This is a genomic window from Aquimarina sp. (genome assembly GCF_977115655.1).
The window spans coordinates 63,549-83,361 of the sequence record NZ_CDSBKO010000001.1 but is presented as its reverse complement, the minus strand read 5'-3'; the positions used below and the strand labels follow the sequence as shown (position 1 = coordinate 83,361).

Annotated in this window: 17 protein-coding genes; 8 read left to right on the top strand and 9 right to left on the bottom strand. The window is 32.0% G+C overall.

Translation table 11 applies throughout. The features are described 5' to 3' along the window. The first annotated feature begins 17 nt into the window (after positions 1–17). Positions 18–605: a hypothetical protein gene (locus ACZIYX_RS00330; protein WP_462680191.1), complete on the top strand. Its 588-nt coding sequence runs from the start codon at positions 18–20 to the stop codon at positions 603–605. Between the two features lie 145 nt (positions 606–750). Here the strand turns inward: ACZIYX_RS00330 and ACZIYX_RS00325 are convergent, their stop codons facing one another. The 5 genes from ACZIYX_RS00325 to ACZIYX_RS00305 all read right to left on the bottom strand — a co-directional run bounded on the left by ACZIYX_RS00325 (position 751) and on the right by ACZIYX_RS00305 (position 7,978). Next, entirely contained in the window at positions 751–1,320 is a 570-nt protein-coding gene (locus ACZIYX_RS00325) for an NUDIX domain-containing protein (RefSeq protein ID WP_462680190.1), read from the bottom strand. Positions 1,321–1,420: 100 nt separating this feature from the next. Further along, complete coding sequence (locus ACZIYX_RS00320; protein WP_462680189.1) at positions 1,421–2,893, bottom strand: RagB/SusD family nutrient uptake outer membrane protein; 1,473 nt, start codon at positions 2,891–2,893, stop codon at positions 1,421–1,423. Between the two features lie 10 nt (positions 2,894–2,903). After that, a complete protein-coding gene (locus tag ACZIYX_RS00315) occupies positions 2,904–6,224 on the bottom strand; it encodes a SusC/RagA family TonB-linked outer membrane protein (protein ID WP_462680188.1) in 3,321 nt (1,106 codons plus the stop codon). Between the two features lie 138 nt (positions 6,225–6,362). After that, positions 6,363–7,340 (bottom strand): FecR family protein, encoded by a 978-nt coding sequence (locus ACZIYX_RS00310; protein WP_462680187.1) that lies wholly within the window; start codon positions 7,338–7,340, stop codon positions 6,363–6,365. A 65-nt stretch (positions 7,341–7,405) separates the two neighbouring features. Beyond that, positions 7,406–7,978 carry an RNA polymerase sigma-70 factor gene (locus tag ACZIYX_RS00305; RefSeq protein WP_462680186.1) on the bottom strand — a complete coding sequence of 191 codons (573 nt, stop codon included), beginning with the start codon at positions 7,976–7,978 and terminating at the stop codon, positions 7,406–7,408. A 397-nt stretch (positions 7,979–8,375) separates the two neighbouring features. Here ACZIYX_RS00305 and gcvT point away from each other — a divergent pair, with 397 nt between their 5' ends. The 3 genes from gcvT to ACZIYX_RS00290 all read left to right on the top strand — a co-directional run bounded on the left by gcvT (position 8,376) and on the right by ACZIYX_RS00290 (position 10,851). Next, a complete protein-coding gene (gene gcvT / locus ACZIYX_RS00300) occupies positions 8,376–9,458 on the top strand; it encodes a glycine cleavage system aminomethyltransferase GcvT (protein ID WP_462680185.1) in 1,083 nt (360 codons plus the stop codon). Positions 9,459–9,541: 83 nt separating this feature from the next. Continuing rightward, on the top strand, positions 9,542–10,357 hold the full coding sequence (locus tag ACZIYX_RS00295; RefSeq protein ID WP_462680184.1) for a sugar nucleotide-binding protein: 816 nt from the start codon (positions 9,542–9,544) through the stop codon (positions 10,355–10,357). An 80-nt stretch (positions 10,358–10,437) separates the two neighbouring features. Beyond that, positions 10,438–10,851, top strand: a complete 414-nt coding sequence (locus ACZIYX_RS00290) for a thiol-disulfide oxidoreductase DCC family protein (protein WP_462680183.1) — start codon at positions 10,438–10,440, stop codon at positions 10,849–10,851. Between the two features lie 16 nt (positions 10,852–10,867). On the opposite strand, the gene ACZIYX_RS00285 is transcribed toward ACZIYX_RS00290, so the two are convergent. After that, positions 10,868–11,053 (bottom strand): hypothetical protein, encoded by a 186-nt coding sequence (locus ACZIYX_RS00285; protein WP_462680182.1) that lies wholly within the window; start codon positions 11,051–11,053, stop codon positions 10,868–10,870. 415 nt (positions 11,054–11,468) lie between these two features. On the opposite strand from ACZIYX_RS00285, the gene ACZIYX_RS00280 reads away from it, so the two are divergent. Continuing rightward, on the top strand, positions 11,469–12,674 hold the full coding sequence (locus ACZIYX_RS00280) for a tetratricopeptide repeat protein (RefSeq protein ID WP_462680181.1): 1,206 nt from the start codon (positions 11,469–11,471) through the stop codon (positions 12,672–12,674). Positions 12,675–12,925: 251 nt separating this feature from the next. On the opposite strand, the gene ACZIYX_RS00275 is transcribed toward ACZIYX_RS00280, so the two are convergent. Beyond that, a complete protein-coding gene (locus ACZIYX_RS00275; RefSeq protein WP_462680180.1) occupies positions 12,926–15,844 on the bottom strand; it encodes an FAD-binding and (Fe-S)-binding domain-containing protein in 2,919 nt (972 codons plus the stop codon). Then, the gene (locus ACZIYX_RS00270) at positions 15,837–16,322 is read right to left on the bottom strand and encodes an Lrp/AsnC family transcriptional regulator (RefSeq protein ID WP_462680179.1); all 486 of its coding nucleotides are present in this window, start codon (positions 16,320–16,322) and stop codon (positions 15,837–15,839) included. The genes ACZIYX_RS00275 and ACZIYX_RS00270 overlap by 8 nt, the downstream gene beginning before the upstream one ends. Positions 16,323–16,483: 161 nt before the next feature. On the opposite strand from ACZIYX_RS00270, the gene ACZIYX_RS00265 reads away from it, so the two are divergent. The 3 genes from ACZIYX_RS00265 to ACZIYX_RS00255 all read left to right on the top strand — a co-directional run bounded on the left by ACZIYX_RS00265 (position 16,484) and on the right by ACZIYX_RS00255 (position 18,508). Beyond that, a complete protein-coding gene (locus ACZIYX_RS00265; RefSeq protein ID WP_462680178.1) occupies positions 16,484–17,296 on the top strand; it encodes a 2-oxoadipate dioxygenase/decarboxylase family protein in 813 nt (270 codons plus the stop codon). Between the two features lie 93 nt (positions 17,297–17,389). Then, positions 17,390–17,887 (top strand): hypothetical protein, encoded by a 498-nt coding sequence (locus ACZIYX_RS00260; RefSeq protein WP_462680177.1) that lies wholly within the window; start codon positions 17,390–17,392, stop codon positions 17,885–17,887. Positions 17,888–17,980: 93 nt separating this feature from the next. Beyond that, complete coding sequence (locus tag ACZIYX_RS00255) at positions 17,981–18,508, top strand: hypothetical protein (RefSeq protein ID WP_462680176.1); 528 nt, start codon at positions 17,981–17,983, stop codon at positions 18,506–18,508. A gap of 73 nt (positions 18,509–18,581) precedes the next feature. Here the strand turns inward: ACZIYX_RS00255 and bshA are convergent, their stop codons facing one another. After that, positions 18,582–19,724: an N-acetyl-alpha-D-glucosaminyl L-malate synthase BshA gene (gene bshA, locus ACZIYX_RS00250; protein WP_462680175.1), complete on the bottom strand. Its 1,143-nt coding sequence runs from the start codon at positions 19,722–19,724 to the stop codon at positions 18,582–18,584. Positions 19,725–19,813: the final 89 nt, after the last annotated feature.

Here is a 19,813-nt window from a genome sequence, read left to right as displayed (position 1 = left end):
ATAAATAAATCTCTAATATGACTTACTCAAAAATCATACCTTTTATATTAATCCTCATTCTTTTTACACAATGTGACAAAGGTAATACTGAAAAAAATTTATTACAAGCCCCTGATGATTGGAGAGGCGAAGTTATTAAATTTCCCTTAGATTTTGCTAATTCTTTACATTATTCTGGTGTCGAATATATTCGTTTCGCTCCGGGATGGGGAAAAGAAAATGCTACGGATTATTTTTCGTACGCTTTTTTATGGCAAATAGACCAAAATCCTAAGCTATCTGCACAAAAACTAGAATCTGAAATGGAGCTCTACTATGATGGTTTAATGAATATGGTTTCAGAAAAAGAACCCGGAAAATTTAAAGAACCTTTTGCTTCTAAAGCTTTTTTTGAAAAAGTAAATGATTCTGTATACGTAGGAAAAATAATCACTTATGATGCTTTCACTACAAAAAAAGAAGTAGACTTAAATGCAATTGTAGATTATAGATTTTGTAAGGGCATAAATAAACATTTGGTATTGTTTAATGTTTCTCCAAAACCTCTTGAGCATCAAATTTGGAAAAAATTAAATCTAATTGATATTCAAACAGATTGTAAATAATACCGGCTATTATTTTATATAATCTATGTATTAAAAAACGTTTACTATTTAATCTGGTACTGCAAAAACCTTTTTTACCTCAATAAAAATAGTTTTTGCAGTACCAGATTTGATATCATTATTTTATGCAGACCCTATACCTTTGTCAAAGTTTATTAATTTTATACCATTGTAATGCAATAATAGATTTTGCATCATTTATAATCCCAGAATTTAATAATGTATCTATTTTTGATGCATCATATTTATACAACAAAATATCTTCATTTTCTTCTTGTAAACCACCTCCTGTATACACTTTATCTTTTTTCATAACTTCTCCAAAATACAAATACATCCTTTCTGAAGATCCTCCGGGAGTAGCATAAAATGTACTAATATGATCCAAATGATTAACTATATACCCTGTTTCTTCTTCAACTTCTCTAATAGCACATTTTACAGGGTCTTCATCAAACTCTAATTCTCCTGCGGGAATTTCTTTAAGCCAACCTGTACCTTGTTTAATTGTTGGATATCTAAATTGGTCTATAAATATAAATTGGTTTGTATCCTTTTCAAACAACAAAACTGCAACACTATCCCCTCGATCCAGCATTTCTCTGGAACAAGTTATGCGGGTATTTTTATAAAAACTATCATGGGTAATTGTAGCTTTTTTGATTTTTAAAAAGCCATCATAAACCAAATTCTCATTCAAAATATTATATTTCATTTATTAAGGGTTCGGGTATTATTTATTAGCAAGATAATATACTGTAAAAAAATAGCTTTTTTACTTTGCCGAAGTTATTTTTAGATTAGAAATATGTTTTTTAATACCCGGGATTTTGTTGATTGGCAATATTTGGATTTACATTAATTTCTTCTATAGGTATTGGCAGGATTGTTTTGTTTGAAGGAGCAATAACTTGAATAGGATTAGCGTCCTGTCTATATTTATTAAAAGTGATCCCATATCGGGTAAGATCAAAAAGCCTGAAACCTTCATAAGCCAGCTCTTTTCTTCTTTCTAATAAAATTTTATTCAACAATATTTGTCCTGTTTCTGTACTAGGTTCTATAGTTTTAGAATCTGCCCGTTGGGTAATTACATCCAGTGTTTGTTGAGCTTCTGTTATTTCATTTAATTGTGCATGGGCTTCTGCTTTTATCAAATACATTTCAGACAGCCTTAGTACTTGTATATTGTCGTCTTGTATTATAGTACGAGGAAATTTTGCTACTAAGTTCATAGAGCCAAATACCGGGTACAGCTCTTTGCGGATATCTGTATCTGATAATGTATTTTTAAAATCATTTGTAGCAAACGCATCTTTAAGTTTTAAATAAAATTGACCTATAGAACTGGTTCCGGAGTTATCTGTTTTTACGTTTGAGACTACAAATAAGCTTTCTTCATTAAAATCCTCTGACCAACTATTCAAATACTCTTCTCTTGTTAGTAGATTTTTGTTACTGTTCAAAATTACATCTTGGGCAATATCCCTTGCTTTTTCCCAATTTTGCATGTGTAAACAGACTCTTGCCAATAAGGCTTTTGCCGAAAAAAGGTTAAATCTAAAAGGATTTGGTTTTTCCTGCATCAAATCTATAGCTATCAAAAGATCATTTACAATCTGGGTATATACCTGTGCTACCGTGCTTCTTCCTGGTTCCTGAATATTTTCTCCATCCCCCAATAGGTCAAAATTTGGTATTGGAACTCCCAAATGGGATGCCTCTGAAGTAAAATTGTATGGTTGGGCAAATAACAGCAAAAAATTATGAAAGGTCAAAGCCCTCAAAGCATGCATTTCTCCTGTATAATGATTTGCATTTTTTTTTTCACTTTCGATAAAAGATATATTATTTGCTTTATTAATAACTATAGAGGTTGTTGCAATTACGCGAGACATAATATTATAGATTTCTTCGGCCCGGGTATCGTTTGCATTTACAATATAATTATCAAACTCTAAAAACCTTCCTGTATTATCAAATGCATTAATAAAAGCATTGTCAGACATTATTTCCGGAATTAAGATAAAGTTCCTGTTATAGTACGCAAAATGTGCCAAAAAACTATATGCACCATTAGTTGCCAGATTTAAAGAGTTTAGGTCTGTAATGGCATCTGTTACTTCTACCGAGTCTGAAAACCGTTGTTCCAAAGTATCCTCGCAGGATATTATTGAAAGGAATAGTATACTATATAATATGCTTTTTGCACACGAAGCACTAGAATGAACAAATTTCAGATCAAAAAATGTTAAAACACCTATATGGTATACAATGTATTTTCTCATAATATTTTTTTCAAAAAGTGATATCCAACCCCAAAAACAATGTTTTAGAAATAGGGATTTCTTGATTTAGCCTCCCATCATAGCCAGATTCGGGATCCCTCTCCAGCCTATCATCTTTTATAAAAGTATATAGGTTGTTTCCTTTTATATAAACCCGAACGTTAGAAAGCTTCATTTTATTGGCCAATTCTGGTATAAAATCATACGATATTGTAGCTTCTCTTAATCTTACATAGCTCCCATCATAAATAAATCTGCTGGACCTAAATGCAGAGCTGCCAGATTGCTCGTTACCATATACAAAAACAGGAACATCTGTTATATCTCCTGGTTTTTGCCACCTTCTTTCAAAAGTCCCCCTACTTACATTACCTGTCGAAGAAAGCCGTCTGGATCCATCACTATTGGTAAATCTGTTCCATGTATCATATACCAAACCTCCCCAAGCTGTATATAACTGAAAATCAAGTGTGATCCTTTTATAAGAAATTGTATTTCTGATACCTGCATAAAAATCGGGAGTTGCCTTACCAATAATTACCTCTTTTGCATTGTTATAATTGGTTGTTACTTTTGTTCTGGTATCATCTGTATACCAAAGTGCATTACCATTATTTGGGTCAACACCTGCATATCTTGGCATATAAAATGTTTCAATACTTTCTCCCAAAGCAATTATCCTGGTTTGATCTATTATAGGTTTACTTTCTTTATCGGTTAATTTTGTGACTTTATTTTTATTTGTCGAAAAACTCAAGCTTGTTTTCCAATTAAACCCATCATTGGCAGAAACTATGTTTCGAGTAGTAATATCCAATTCAAGCCCTTTATTTTGCATAGATCCAATATTATCTGCTATATTATTTCCTTCATCTATATTAGACTCTCCCCCGTCTCCATTTGCAGCAGAAATTGGTCGTAACCTAAGTAAATCTTTTGTTTCTCTTAAATACCAATCCAGGCTACCCTGAACTCTATTATTAAAAAAAGAATAGTCAACACCTATATTAAAAGCTTTATTAAGCTCCCATTTTATATTAGGGTTTCCTACAGAGTTAAAAATTACCCCCGGGTTGCCATTATAATCATTAACCTTAAACAGATCAAATATTCCTGTTTCAGGATCATTTCCATTAATTCCGTAGCTTGTCCTTAGCTTTATATCTTTTACAAAACCCACAGACTTCATAAAAGGCTCATTAGCGATATTCCAACCAATTCCAACCGACCAGAACACGGCAAATTTATTGTTTTTACCAAAAGTTGAAGATCCATCACGTCTTACAGACCCACTTATCAAATAGGTATTGTCATGAGCATACTCTGCATTAAAGAAAATAGAATTAAGACCTTCCTGGGCCTTATTGGTAGAGGCTAAGGTAAACAGGCTGCCATTGTTTAAGTCTTCAAAACCATCCGGGATATTCTCTACAGTAAGATCTGTAAACTTATTTCTTGTTTTTTGCAATTCATATCCTCCAAATACCGATATATCATTTTTTTTCCAGTTCAGGTTATATTTCAATAGATTTCTGAATAACCAGGAAAATAAAAAATTAGAATCCTGTTCTCCACGACCAGTAGGTCTGGCATCGCCAAAACCAGCGGGCAACCGGATAAATTCATCCTGAAATGTTTGATTAATATTTATCAAAGACTCATAAACAAGATCATCCAAAATTTGATAAGACAATCCTGCTCCGGCAAGTATTGTATGATTTATATCTTTTCGTATTTCTTTTTGCGCTTGAGCCAACGGGTTTTGTGTATCATTAAAATCAAAATTAAAAGTACCATCTTCATTAAAAGGAGAGATATCTGGTCGTAACCTGTATATGGACCGAACCGGGTTAGCAAAGAAGCCTCCGGAAGGCCTTTTTTTAGAAATTGATTTGCTATAAGAAATATTTACATCTATCATAAAATCATCTGTAAATTCGTGATCCATTTTTAATCTTGTATTCATTCGTTCAAATTGCGAAGCCAGAATGACACCTTCCTGATTAAAATATCCGCCAGATAAAAAAAACCTTGTCTTATCAGAACCTCCTTTTACAGAAATATTATGTTGTTGGTAAAATGCATCTCTGGTAAGCAGATCATACCAATCTGTATTAATATCCGGACGAAAGCCATTGTTAACCAAAAACTCTAGGGCTTCATTTTTGTTATTGCGTATTTTTGCATTTTGAACCCCTTCAATCAATAATTCTTGAAATTCTTGTGTATTTAATGCTTTAAATCTACCCGCAACTGTTGGAGACGAAAAACCGGATTGTGTATTATATGATGCCCGGGTTTCTCCGGATATCCCTGATTTGGTTTTTATTACGATTACTCCATTTGCCCCTCTTACCCCATAAATAGATGTAGCCGCAGCATCTTTTAAAACCGAGATCACCTCGATATCGTTAGTATTTAAGGATGCCATTATATTGGGGTCTTTTGTTTGAAATCCATCTATTACATATAATGGAGAGGAAGATTGAAAAGAACCAACTCCACGAATTCTAACATTTGGTACAGATCCGGGTTGGCCACTTCTTGAAGTTACCTGTACTCCTGCAATATTACCTTGAATACTTTCTTGAACCGATGCTCTTGACCCTTTGGTTATTGTTGCAGGATTGAGGTTTAATACAGAACCTGTAAGCCTGTTTTTTTTTTGGACACCATATCCTGTAATAATAACTTTTTCGAGGTTACTTATATTTTCTCTTAAAACTATATCTATAAATCTTCTATCAACTTTTGTTTCCATAGTTTCAAAACCAATATAAGAAAACACTAATTTGTCACCTGTGTTAGCTTCAATCTCATAATCTCCGTTAAAATTGGTTGAGCTTCCTTTGTTACTATCCTTGACCCATATATTAACCCCTGGCAGTGCAAGATTATCTTCGCTTGTTACAGTACCTTTTACAATGTTTGAGGATATTGTATTTTTTTTGGACTTCTTTTTTTTAATGTATTCTGCTGATTCGTTTTTGGTGCGGATCAAAAAATCTTTTAATACTTTTCCAGATGTTTTTGTGTTTTTAGGAAACAAAACAATCTGATTTTTAATGATTCTAAAATCAATATTAGTCTCATTAAATAACAATCGTAGTATTTTTTTTATTTTATAACCATTAGATTTTAAAGATACTTTTTTTGAAGTATCGATAAGGTTGTTATTATAGAAAAAACGATACTTGCTCTTTTCTTCTATATCTTCAATTACATTTTGCAAAGGAGTATCCATTAAAGAAACAGAAAACCCTTGTGAGTATATATTAAATGAAAATAAGTTCGCAATAAGGAAACAAATAAATGATGAATAAATTTTCATAATACATATCAGATGTTTTAAAAAACATCTTAAAGTTTTTTTTCATAATTTTACAAGCTATTTATTTAATTATTCCGATTGATGAGTTTAATTAAATTATTATAAGAAGAGAGTGTTACAGCACTCTCTTCTTTATTTTTATTCTGAATCCAGTATAATTTTATTATTCTCGTACTTATAATTAATTGGAGAAGATATTTTAAGAAGTTCGAGAACCTCTTCGAGGGTTAAATTGTCAAACTTTCCTGTATATTTATATTTAAAAAGAGAATCTGACATAATCATAAACTCTACATTATAATTTCTTTTTAAATCAGATACAACTTGTTTCAAAGGTGTTTTATCAAAAATCAGCTTACCTTCTTGCCAGGCAACTATGTTATAGGAGTTTACACTATCCACGCTTATTTTATTGTTATTTGTATAAAAAGTTGCTCTTTCAGATGGCTTTAAAAACACAGATTCTTTCTTTTTGTTTTGAATAACTTCAACTTTACCGGTAACCAATGTAGTTTCTGTTTTTTCATCATCAGGATAAGATTTAATATTAAAAGAAGTTCCCAAAACTTTTATTTTAATATGATTTGTAGTTACTATAAAAGGTTTGTCTATATTTTTTTTTATATCAAAAAATGCTTCTCCTGTTAAAGCTACTTTTCTTACGTTTCCTTCAAATTTTTTGGAAAATAACAGAGTGCTCCCCGAATTTAAAACAACAGTAGAACCGTCTGGTAATGTAACCTTTTTATGGTCGCCAAATCCGGTAGTAACACTTTGGGTATTAGACCCCAAAAACTCTGTGTTATCTACAATTTTATTATTATTTGAAGAAGTATTAAAAACAAACCAACTAACAAAAGGGATTATTATTACAGACGCAATAATGGCTATAGAATAGTATTTCTTTTTGCCAGATCTTTTAGCTAAAAAATTACAGTATGGTATGTCTATATCTTGATTATCGAATGTGCTTAAAGCAGAGGCAATATATTCTGCTTTTAGTATATTAAAACGCTTTTGATTTTCATTATCGGTTTTAACCCATTCAATTACAGATTTTTTTTCATCGGGGGAGCATTCTCCCTTAATATATTTTAATAGATCCTTATCTTGCATTAATATCTTTTTATATCTATACAGACGTATAAAAATTTGGTTCCCCCTAATGTACTTTTCTTTTTTTAAAATAAAGAAAGAAATTCACGAAGATGTATCCTCATGTGTTTTAAAGCTTTAGACATGTGATTTTCAACTGTTTTTACAGAAATATCTAATTCCCCCGATATTTCTTTGTTTTTTAAACCTTCTATCCTGCTTTTCATAAAAACTTCCTTGCATTTATCAGGAAGTAACTCTATACTTTTCAATATTTTTTGCTCCAGCTCTTTTTCTATAATAGATGAAGCCGTACTATCTTCCAACGCATTATAATTAAGGAAAGCTTCAAGTTGTAATGTATTATTTACACTACTAAGCTTGGTTTTTTGGGATCTCAGATAATCAAGGCAGGAGTTTTTTGTGACTTTAAACATGTACCCATTAATATTGGATGAAATAGTCTTTCTTTTTTTCCAAATTTTAACAAATACATCTTGTACTATTTCTTCTGCATCTTCTTTATTAGAAACATAATTTTGAGCTACATACAATAGTCTGGAATAGTAAAGTTCAAAAAGTATTTTGAAAGCTTCCTTATCCCCTTCATTAATATTTTTAATGAAAAAACTATTTGTTATTTGTAATTCCCTTTTCAATCAATGCTATTATTCATGTAAAGGTAAATATTTTTTTTAATGCTGAGCTAACAAATAATTAACATTAAAAACTTTAACTTAATAAAGGTATTGTTAAAGTTTTAACAAAAGTTAAATTATAAGCACTTCTAAATACTCCCTACTATTCCCTTAAATTTATTAGAATTTTAACACTAACGGTTTTTCCTTGAAATTATTTTAGTAATTCTTATTATCTATTGTTTATTGGTTCAATTTATCAATACAAATCAGTTACGAAGCAATAAAATATAAAAAATGGATAAAAAGAACCATTTTTACAGCGAATTGAAAAAAGTTTAAACCACTTCATTGTATACCTACATAAAGTTTTTTACTTTCGGCATCAATTTTACAATACTATAAATACTCTTTTATTATGCAAAATACTGCTTTAACAGAAACTCATATCGCTTTGGGTGCCAAAATGGTTCCTTTTGCTGGTTTTAACATGCCTGTATCTTATGAAGGTGTTAATACAGAACACGAAACAGTACGCAATAATGTTGGGGTTTTTGATGTATCGCACATGGGTGAATTTCTTATAACTGGACCTATGGCTTTGGACCTGATTCAAAAAGTTACTTCTAATGATGCTTCCAAATTGGGCAACGGAAAAGCACAATATAGTTGTTTGCCCAATGATAAAGGCGGTATCGTAGATGACTTGATTGTATACAAAATTGCAGACGAAAAATACCTTTTGGTAGTTAATGCTTCCAATATTCAAAAAGATTGGGATTGGATTAGCAGTCATAATAGTATGGGGGCAACAATGAGGGATTTATCGAGCGAATATTCGTTATTGGCGATTCAAGGCCCAAAAGCAGCTGCTGCAATGCAAAGTTTAACTTCGGTAGACTTAGAAACAATGAAATTTTATACTTTTGAAGTTGCAGACTTTGCAGGAATAGAAAATGTAATTATATCATCTACAGGATATACCGGTAGTGGTGGTTTCGAAATTTATTGTAAAAATTCTGAAGTAAAACAAATATGGGACAATGTATTTGAAGCCGGGGCTGATTATGGCATTAAACCTGTTGGTCTTGCTGCAAGAGATACATTACGACTAGAAATGGGATACTGCCTTTATGGTAACGATATCGATGACACCACCTCTCCGATCGAAGCAGGGCTTGGATGGGTTACTAAGTTTTCTAAAGATTTTGTCCATGCAGAAGCTCTGGCAAAACAAAAAGAACATGGTGCAGAACGAAAATTGGTAGGCTTTGAATTAGAGGAGAGAGGTATTCCTCGCCAAGGATATGATATTGTAGACGGTAACGGCAAAACTATTGGAGTAGTTACCTCTGGAACCATGTCCCCATCTTTGGGAAAAGGAATCGGGCTTGGATACGTTCCTTCGGTTCTTGCAGAACCAGGAAGTAAAATTAATATTCAGGTACGTAAAAATGCTATTCCTGCTACTGTAGTAAAATTACCTTTTTATAAAAACTAATTTTTATAATAAAAACAATATTGTTAAGTTTCAAAAGTTACCGATGGTAATATTTGAAACTTAACTTTTTTATAGAACTAATTTTGAAAAAAATTTTAATCATAGGGGCTAGTGGATTTATAGGAAATGCGCTTTATAAAGAGCTTAATTCTTATTTTGATACGTATGGTACATATTGTACCGATAATACCTTCTTTGAAAAAAATCAAAAGTTCTTTTCTTATGATATGGAGCTTGAAGATATTTCTATTTTATTGGATAATCTTAAGCCATCTGTTATCATTACTGCCTTGAGAGGTAATTTTAATTCTCAATTAGATGCTCATCAACGAATAATACAATGGATACAACAAAATAAATCCCGCTTAATTTTTATTTCTAGTGCTAATGTATTTGATTCTTTTAGTAACTATCCTTCTTATGAATACGATAAAACACTAAGTGACAGTGTATTTGGAAGGTTTAAAATAAAAATTGAAAATGCTTTAATGCGATTGCCTGCCAACAAATATGTAATTGCCCGGGTTCCTATGGTATTTGGTGCTACCACTCCCAGAATCAAAGAAATTAAAACTCTTTATGACCTTAAAGCCCCAATAGAGGTGTTTCCAAACGTGATTATTAATGTAACTTCTATATCCAAGCTTACACAACAAATACATTATATTATAAATCGCAATAAAAAAGGGATATACCATTTGGGTAGTACAGACTTAATTTATCATTTAGATCTTATCAAAGAAATATGTGATGTTTTAGAATTGGAAGACCCGGTTTTTAAAAAAGTATTTGACTCTAATGATGATCGCTATTTAGCTGTTTTACCAAGAGACAATAAACTACCAAAAGACTTACAAATAACCACAACAGAAGTTATTGATTCTGTAAAAGCAAATTAGTACAATTGATTTAAAAATTGTAATCTTAACAAATTCATAATTGATTGTTTCTAATTAGCGATTCCTGCTATCTTTGTAGTATGGTCGAAGAAGGAAAAAAAATCATATTATTTGATGGTGTTTGCAATTTGTGCAATGGCGCTATAAATTTTATTATTAAACGGGATAAAAAAAACGTATTTCGCTATGCTTCGTTACAAAGTGAAATTGGCAAAAAATTAATTGCAGAAAGAAAAATTGATACCACCCAATTAGATTCTATTTTGCTAATTGATCCCAAATTGGCTTATTACTATAAATCAACAGCTGCCCTGCACATTGCAAAACAGCTGTCCGGATTATATCCCTTACTTTCGGTTTTCCTTATTTTTCCTACTTTTTTTAGGGATTGGATATACAACATAATAGCCAAAAACCGATATAAATGGTTTGGTAAAAAAGAAAGCTGTATGATTCCTACCCCAGAGCTTAAAGCCCTTTTTATTGATCAATAGAATCCTTATGGACTCTTCATTTTAGTTCTGGAAGAACAATCGAAGTATTTGTTGGTTTTTCTACTTTGTATTGCTCTGTAGTATATTTTTTTCTCAGCTCATCAGATTGAGCATCCAATCTATTTACATTATCAATATGAACTATGCTTAGGCATATTACAGCAAATGTAATAAGTATTATGGGTAGTAAAAGGCGTTTCATTGTTATAAGTGTTTTGTGTGATATTACAAATGTATATATATAAATCATTATCTGTAAGGGGGTTTTACCTAATATTGTACAGGGGTAAAAACCCCTATTTTATTTTTATCCCAGCAAAACTACAACATGAATATATTGTGTAGAATCCGAGAGAATTATAAACAGAACGAATACATTATGAATAGTCTGAGAGAACTGTAAATGACACAAATACATTGTGAATAGTCTGAGAAAATTGTGAACGATACGAATATATATACATTCTAACACAAAATTTAATCTTACAAAAAGACTTATGTGTGACGTATATTTATCATTCAAAACATATACGTGCTATATAGCCTATTGATGTTGGTTTTTTATGCAAAAATCCTCGCAAATTATTTATCTTAGTTACAGGCTAAAATAAAAAACAATGAAAGATTTAACATTTTTTACATTTTTAATCCTAATCCTTATTTCCTGTAATGAAGACTCTCATAAAAAAAAGGCAGATAGCTTAAAGGGAAATGCTCTGAATGCTATTGAAACTAAAGAATTTTCATCTGCAATCAATTTTGCTACAGAGGCTCTTGAGACATACATAAACATTGCGGACACAATTGGAGCAATAGAATCTAATTATCTCATTGCAAGAGCTTCGGCACTATCAGGCGAATTTAATAATGCCGTAATTTATGGAGAAAACGGAAGTGAACTCTGCAAAATTATTAAAAACTACCCAATGGAATATAAGCTCAATAATACATTGAGCTGGGCTTATTTTACACTTGGCAAAGGTTTTGATGAAACCCTTGAACATCAAAAACGACAAATGTTTGTTGTTAATCAATTAGGTGATGATGATGCAAAAGCAATGGTTTATAACAATTATGGTTATGATGCAACGGTTTCTGGAACCGTACCACTTACAGATGCCATTGAGTACATGAAATTTGCCAATGACTATTATGCCCAAACAGAAAAGAATAATGGAAGATGGTACACTTTGATGAATCTTACCTGGCAACACAGGTTAATCAACGACTTGCCAAAATCTGAAGAGTATGGGCGTATGGCTGTTGAACAAGCCAAAATTGATAATGACAGACATGCAATTATTGAGGCAAACACTAATTTAGGAGAAACATTGCTGACTCAAAACAAGATTGAAGATGCTAAACAATTTTACGAAAGTGGATTAAAACTAGGCAAACAAAAGGATGATAGAGATAAATACGTTTTCGACATTTATTATTCAAGATATCTTTGGGAAACCGGAAAGAAAGATGAAGCTATTTCATTACTGAAAATCGCAGTTAGTTTTTTGGAAAATAGCGAGATATTTTATGAAATGCTGGCACGAGCATTTTTGGCTGATTACTATTTTTCAACAGGGAACCTAAGGGAAGCAGAAGAGCAAGTGAAAAAGTTCAAAAATCCCAGAGCCCGGTATTTTTCGCAAGAATCTGATGTTATAGCTAGTGCTATTGAGGCTCAAATAGCAGCAACCCAAGATCTAGAAACGGCACTTTATATATTGAACAACAAGATTCTGGAAATAGATAAATCAGGATCAAAACTACTTAAAATCAAACTTATAGAGCTCAGAGACCAATTATTAAAGCCTGCCGGTAGTTGATCCCCTAAGCCTCTCTGGTTCTGCTAAGTTTACCGAAGTACCACCTTTTAACTTATTAACTTTTTCCCAAGAAATTAACTTATTTGAGTTAAAAAATAATTTAGAAGGTGTAAATACTTCCTTCTCACAAGAAAATTACAATGGAAAAAAATCTAAAAAGTTAATTCCCACAAACTATTTAATTACACTTTGAATTTACCGTAATAAAAGTCCGTTTTCTTTTTAACAGTAAATTCAAAGTGTAAATGATATTATAATAGTGCCTCCTTTAAAATACTAACAGGGTGTTGTGATTTGCGTTTGGTTCCATCCATGATTTGATGCCTGCAACTTGTACCTGCCGCTGCAATAATCGTATCTTTTGGTGCTTTTCGAACTGCCGGAAACAATGTTTGCTCCCCTATTTGCATACTAATATCATAGTGCTCTTTTTCATACCCAAAAGATCCCGCCATACCACAGCACCCTGATGGTATGATCGTTACTTTATAATTTTCGGGCAAGTTGAGCATTACAAAAGTGTTATGTATACCGGATAAGGCTTTTTGATGGCAATGCCCATGTATTTTAATGGTTTTTGGTTCTTTAATAAATTGATTCGAGTTTATATTGCCGCTTTGTATTTCATTGTTCAAAAATTCGTCAATCAAAAACGTATGTGTTGCTATATATTTTGCTTTTTCTTTATCTTTTGCCAATCTTAGGTATTCATCCCTAAAAGTAAGGATTGCCGATGGTTCCAACCCTATTAACGGGGTCTCATTGGTTATTAGATTCCCAAAAACATTTATATTATGGTTTGCAAGTGTTTGTGCTTTTTCTAATATTCCTTTAGAAATAAAAGTTCGCCCACTTTCTTTATGGTCCACTACCTTAATTTTATAATGTAATCTGGTAAGTACTTTAATGGCATCTATACCGATTTCTACATCCAGATGATTGGTAAATTCATCTATAAAAAAGTAAACCATTTTTATTGGATGTTCCGGTTGTATTTTCTCTAGATTCTGTACACACCAAGTTCGCAAAGATTGTTTGCTCAACAATGGCAAATCCCTATTTTTGGCAATACCTAATACAGATTTTAAAAGCCCGGAGGTTATTTTATTTTTAAAGAAAAAATTGGTTACTCCTGGAGCAATCCTTCCAAGATCATTTAGAGTATTAGAATTTGCAAATAGTCTGGTTCGCAAGGATACTCCATTTTCTTTTTGGTATTGGTATTCAAATTCAGCTTTTAAAGTTGCCATATCCACATTAGACGGGCATTCACCAGAGCAGCCTTTACAACTAATACACAGGTCAAAAACTTCTTTTAGCTCCTTATTGTTAAATTTATTTGCCTTTTCACTATTGGTCAAAAACTCTCGCAGAGCGTTTGCTCTTCCCCTTGTAGTATCTTTTTCATTTTTGGTAGCCCTGTAACTTGGGCACATTGTCCCTCCTGCTTCTACAGATTTTCTGCAATCTCCGCTACCATTACATTTTTCTGCAGCTCTAAGAATCCCTAATGAATCGCTAAAATCAAGTAATGTAGGGATCTCCGGCTCTTTTCTATCTATTTCATATCGCAATTGTTGATCCATAGGGTATGCATCTACAATCTTACCCGGATTAAAAATGTTGTTCGGGTCAAAGGTGTTTTTCAAACTCCTTAATATCTGGTAATTTTCTTCTCCTATCATAAAAGGAATATATCCTGCTCTTACAATACCATCCCCATGTTCCCCGCTCATAGATCCTTTATATTTTTTTACCAAAGAAGCGACATCATCTGTAATTTTTTTGAAAAGAACCACATCTTCGCTTTTTTTAAGATCCAGAATTGGCCTAAGATGTATCTCCCCTGCCCCTGCATGTGCATAGTATACTGCTTGTTGGTCGTACGATTTCATCAAATCGCTGAACTCCTGTATATAATCCGCCAGATCAGATATTGCAACTGCAGTATCTTCAATACACGCTACTGCTTTTTTGTCCCCTACAATATTGCCCAATAATCCTAATCCTGCTTTTCTAAGCTCTAGTGCCTGATCGATCTCTGATCCTTGCAGTACAGGATTTGCATAGCTTAATCCAGAGTTTTGGAGTGTTCTTAATAGTTCTTGCTTTTGGATTGTTAAATGCTCTATATCCTCTGCCCTAAGTTCCAGCATTAAAATTGCTTTTGGATCTTCTACAATAAAAAACCTGTTCTTAAATTGTTCGGTATTGTTTTTTGTACAATCCAGAATGGTTTTATCCATCATCTCGCAGGTGTATAACGAATGTTGCATAACAGGCACTACCGCTTTCATACAATCTTCAATACTTTTAAAATGCGCTGCAATCATTAACGATTGTTGTGGGGGCAATTCGTCTAGTTGTAATGTAATTTCTGTGGTAAATGCCAAAGTTCCTTCACTACCAGATAAAAGCTTGCACATATTAAATGGTATGGAAACATCAGAAAAAACGTTGGAATCAATTAGTTCATCAATAGCATATCCTGTATTGCGCCTATGAATTTCGGGTTTCGGAAAATTATTGGCTATCTGTTGTTGCACGGCTTTGGAAGAAAGTTCTTGATAGATATGTCTGTAAATTTTTCCTTCCAACGAGTCTGAATCTTTTTTCAATTCAAATTCATGCTGTGATATTTCAGAAAATATAACCTCGCTGCCATCAGACAAGATAGTATTTAATTTTAAAACTTTATCTCTGGTAACCCCATATTGTATAGAGGTTGTACCGCTGCTATTATTGCCTACCATGCCCCCAATCATACAACGATTGGATGTAGATGTATTGGGACCAAAAAACAACCCTAATGGTTTTAAAAACCGGTTAAGATCATCCCTGATTACTCCCGGCTCGACTACTGCTGTTTTTTTTTCTTTATCTACCGAGATTATTTTTGTAAAATACTTAGAAACGTCTACTACAATCCCATCTCCTACACATTGTCCTGCCAGAGAGGTTCCTGCTGTTCTTGGAATAAGCCCTATTTTGTTTTTTGAGGCAAATGCTATTACTTTTTTTAAATCCATTATAGATTTCGGAAAAACAACTGCCACAGGAACCCTTCGGTACACAGATGCATCGGTAGCGTATAAAGATTTGATCAATCTATCAAATTTTAATTCCCCTTCCAGTTCTTTTTGCAAAGAAAACCATAAACTTTTATCCATTATACGCATTTTTCTTTCCTAAAGAATCCAGAGAAACCTGTCTTTTAAAATTGGTGTCAAAACAAATAAAACTATCTGTCCCCGCAACACCTTCAATTTGATGCACCTGATCGTATAAGATTTTTCGTAAGTGCTGATTGTCGTAAGCAAAAATAAGGAAGAAGATCGCATATTGACCTGAAACATAATTGCACTCTAATATTTCGGGAATCTTTTTTAATCCTTCTACTACATCTGATGCATATCGTGCTTCTTTAAGAGTAATTCCTACATAAGATTTGGTTTTAAAGCCAATTCGTTTTTCATCTACAATAAACTCTGCCTTTTTTATAACCCCTTGTTGTTTTAATTTCTTAATTCTTTGATGTACCAAAGAGTTTGAAATTTTTAAATTATCTGCTATTTGTGAGAATGGCTTTCTGGCATCTTCTCGTATCTGCAATAGTATTTGCTGGTCTATATAATCAAAATGATTCATACTAATCAAAAAATTAAAAAATTAAATGTCAAAACGATAACAACTTGATTGATGTAAATCAATTTGACACAAAAACAACCTCGTACAGAGTAATATAAGTATTCATAAATAAAATAATAGTCAAAACTAATAATTTTGCAGGATATAAAAACATAATCATAATGAATTTGACATATTTTTTTGAAGAACTCTGGAAACAGTATACAGAAAAGACCCCTTCTGCACAAAAAATCAAAACGTTATTTGAAACAGAAGGCAATACTGTTTTTAATGATCATATTGCTATACGAACTTTTAATGACCCTAGAGTAAATATTGATGTTTTGGCAAAGCCATTTATTGCTTTAGGATATGAATATAAAGAAGAGTATTATTTTAAAGCTAAAAAGTTATATGCTAAACATTTTGAGCATAAAAACAATCCTGATGCCCCCAAGATATTTATCAGCGAATTACTTTTGGAAGAATTTTCTGTAGAATTGCGTGGTTTTGTAAGTGGTATATTAGATACTGTTGATCCTAATATGTTTTTACAAAAAGATCTTATTTTAAAAGGAAGAGTATGGCAAAATTTGTCTTTTGATATTTATCAAAAACTTCTTTCTGAATCAGAATATGCAGCATGGATGTATGTTAACGGGTTTTGCTCTAACCACTTTACAGTAGATGTTAATAAACTAGATACTTTTAACAACCTGTCTGAGGTTAATGATTTTTTGAAACAAAATGGTTTTAAAATGAACATTTCGGGTGGTGAGATAAAAGGTTCTCCTTCTTTATTATTAGAGCAGTCCAGTATCCTTGCAGATGTGGTTATGGTTGAATTTGAAGAAAACGTTAAAGAAATTACTTCTTGCTACTATGAGTTTTCTTATCGTTACCAAAATACAGATGGTATTATTTTTAGTGGTTTTATTGCAGATTCAGCAGATAAAATATTTGAAAGCACTGATATGCAACTACAAAAAGACTGACATAATATTAACAAAAATTTAAGGTTTTTATTTGCATAATAAATGATATTCGACGTTTATAGCGAGGTAATAAACATCTTGTTTTTATTAACTATGTCGAAAGGATTATTTTTTGTAATTATTTTGCTTTTTACTTGTGTATACAGCATGCAGTCTCAGGAAATTTCTAAGCACACTCTTGGTTTACGTTTAAGCGAAAGTGACGGTTTTTGGGCAGAGGCATCGTATCAGGTTGCTTTAAATTCTAAAAACAGAATAGAATTTGGGCTTGGTATACAAAGTAAAAGAAATTATAATGCCTTAAAATTAACAGGGATTTACCAATGGGTATTTGCTATAGACAGAGGCTTTAATTGGTATGTTGGTCCGGGAATCGGAGGTGGGTTAGTAGATTTTGACAGCACTTTTTCTGACAAAAATAATTTAAAAACTTTTGGTCTTATTGCAGGAGATATAGGTATTGAGTACAATTTTAATTTCCCTTTATTAATTTCTCTTGATTTTAGACCAGAAATATACTTTGATAATTATACCAATGATGACGATATCAGCTTTAATTTTGGTGTAAGTGCCAGATATAAATTTGATTGAAATCTGATCTCTCGATAATAGCTTAAACAAAGCTTCAAACTACTAAAAGCATTTTATGAATTACTTATACAATCAATTAAATCTTTATAAATTATGAAAAAACTTTTTTTTGTATTATTAACTATTATTTCAGTTTCACAGTTGCAAGCGCAAGATATTCCTGATAATGCTATAGGAATTCGATTATCTGAGGGGTTTATTGGGGATGAAGGATTTGGTCCTGAAATTACATACCAACGACGAGTTTTAAGTGATCATAATAGAATCGATGTTAATCTAAGCTTTAAATCAAATTCTTATATTAGTACATATCGTTCTGCTGCATTTTTACACTGGTCATACAATATCTGGGATAAATTAAATTGGTTTGCTGGTCCAGGTGCTGGATTTGGATATGTTGATTTCAAATCTCGTTACTTAGGCTTTGACAATGTTTGGTATGACAGAGATGGTAAATTTTTCCCATTTATAGGGGCGGATTTTGGGGTTGATTATCGTTTTGATTTCCCGCTTCAAGTTGCATTTAGTATTCGACCTACATACGATTTTCATAATTTAGACAGATACAATGTAGATCAGGTTGGAGCAAGTGTAGGTATTTCTGCCAGATATGTATTTTAAATATGTACTAATTCAGTAAAATATTAATACTCAAAATACCGTTATCTTTAAAAAAGGATAACGGTATTTTATTTTATAATTTACCTATATTATATGTAGCCAAAGCATTATCATAAGTTTTTAGATACAAAGGTATAATTCTGTTTATATCAAATCTTGTAGCTTCTTTATAAGCATTTTCTTTAAAAGTATTTAATGTAGCATCGTCTTCCAAAATTCGGATAGCATTTTCAGACATTTCTTCTATATTTCCTACATCACTCAAATATCCAGAAACCCCATGTGTGTTAACCTCTGGGATACCTCCTGCATTACTGGATATTACCGGTACTTTATTTACCATTGCTTCTAATGCCGCCAAACCAAAACTTTCTGTTTCTGATGGAAGTAAAAATAAATCTGAAAAACAAAGTATTTTATCAATCTCATTGCTATTTCCAAAGAAAACCACTTTGTTTTTAATCCCTAATTCCTTGCATTTTTTCTCAGCAAATTCACGTTCTGGTCCCTCTCCTACCATCAATAATTTTGCTGGCATTTTTTTCTGAACATTATAAAATATATCTACTATGTCTACAATACGTTTTACCTTTCTAAAATTACTGATATGAGTTATAATACGTTCTTGAGGAAGTGCCATTAATTCTCGCTGACAATCGGTAAAACTCGTTTTTCTTTGACTTACATCAATAAAATTTGGAACAACTTCAATCTCTTTTTTAATATCAAACAAACGTAAAGTATCTTCTTTAAGGCTTTCTGAAACCGAGGTAACTATATCACTATTATTAATACTAAAGGTAACTGCTGGTTTATAAAAAGGGTGATTGCCCACCAATGTAATATCTGTACCATGTAACGTAGTTACCATAGGTATATATACTCCTTCTTCTTCCAGCATTTTTTTTGCCATATACCCTGCGTATGCATGGGGAATAGCATAATGCACATGAAGAACATCAATATTATATTTTTTTATAGTGTCTACTAATTTACTGGATAATGCCAGTTCATAAGGTTGATAATGAAATAGCGGATATTTAGGCACCGATACTTCATGAAAATGAATATTGGGACTTAAAAGGTTTAACCGAACAGGTTGTTTATAGGTTATAAAATGTACCTCGTTACCTAATTTGGCAAGGGCAATTCCTAATTCTGTAGCCACAACACCACTACCCCCAAAAGTAGGATAACAAACAATAGCAATTTTCATTCAGGTAATTTTTCTTGTGGTACAAGGTACAAGAAAATTAGTATTAGATTTTGTTAAAGGATTTGTAAAAAGTATACTTGTCTAAAAAA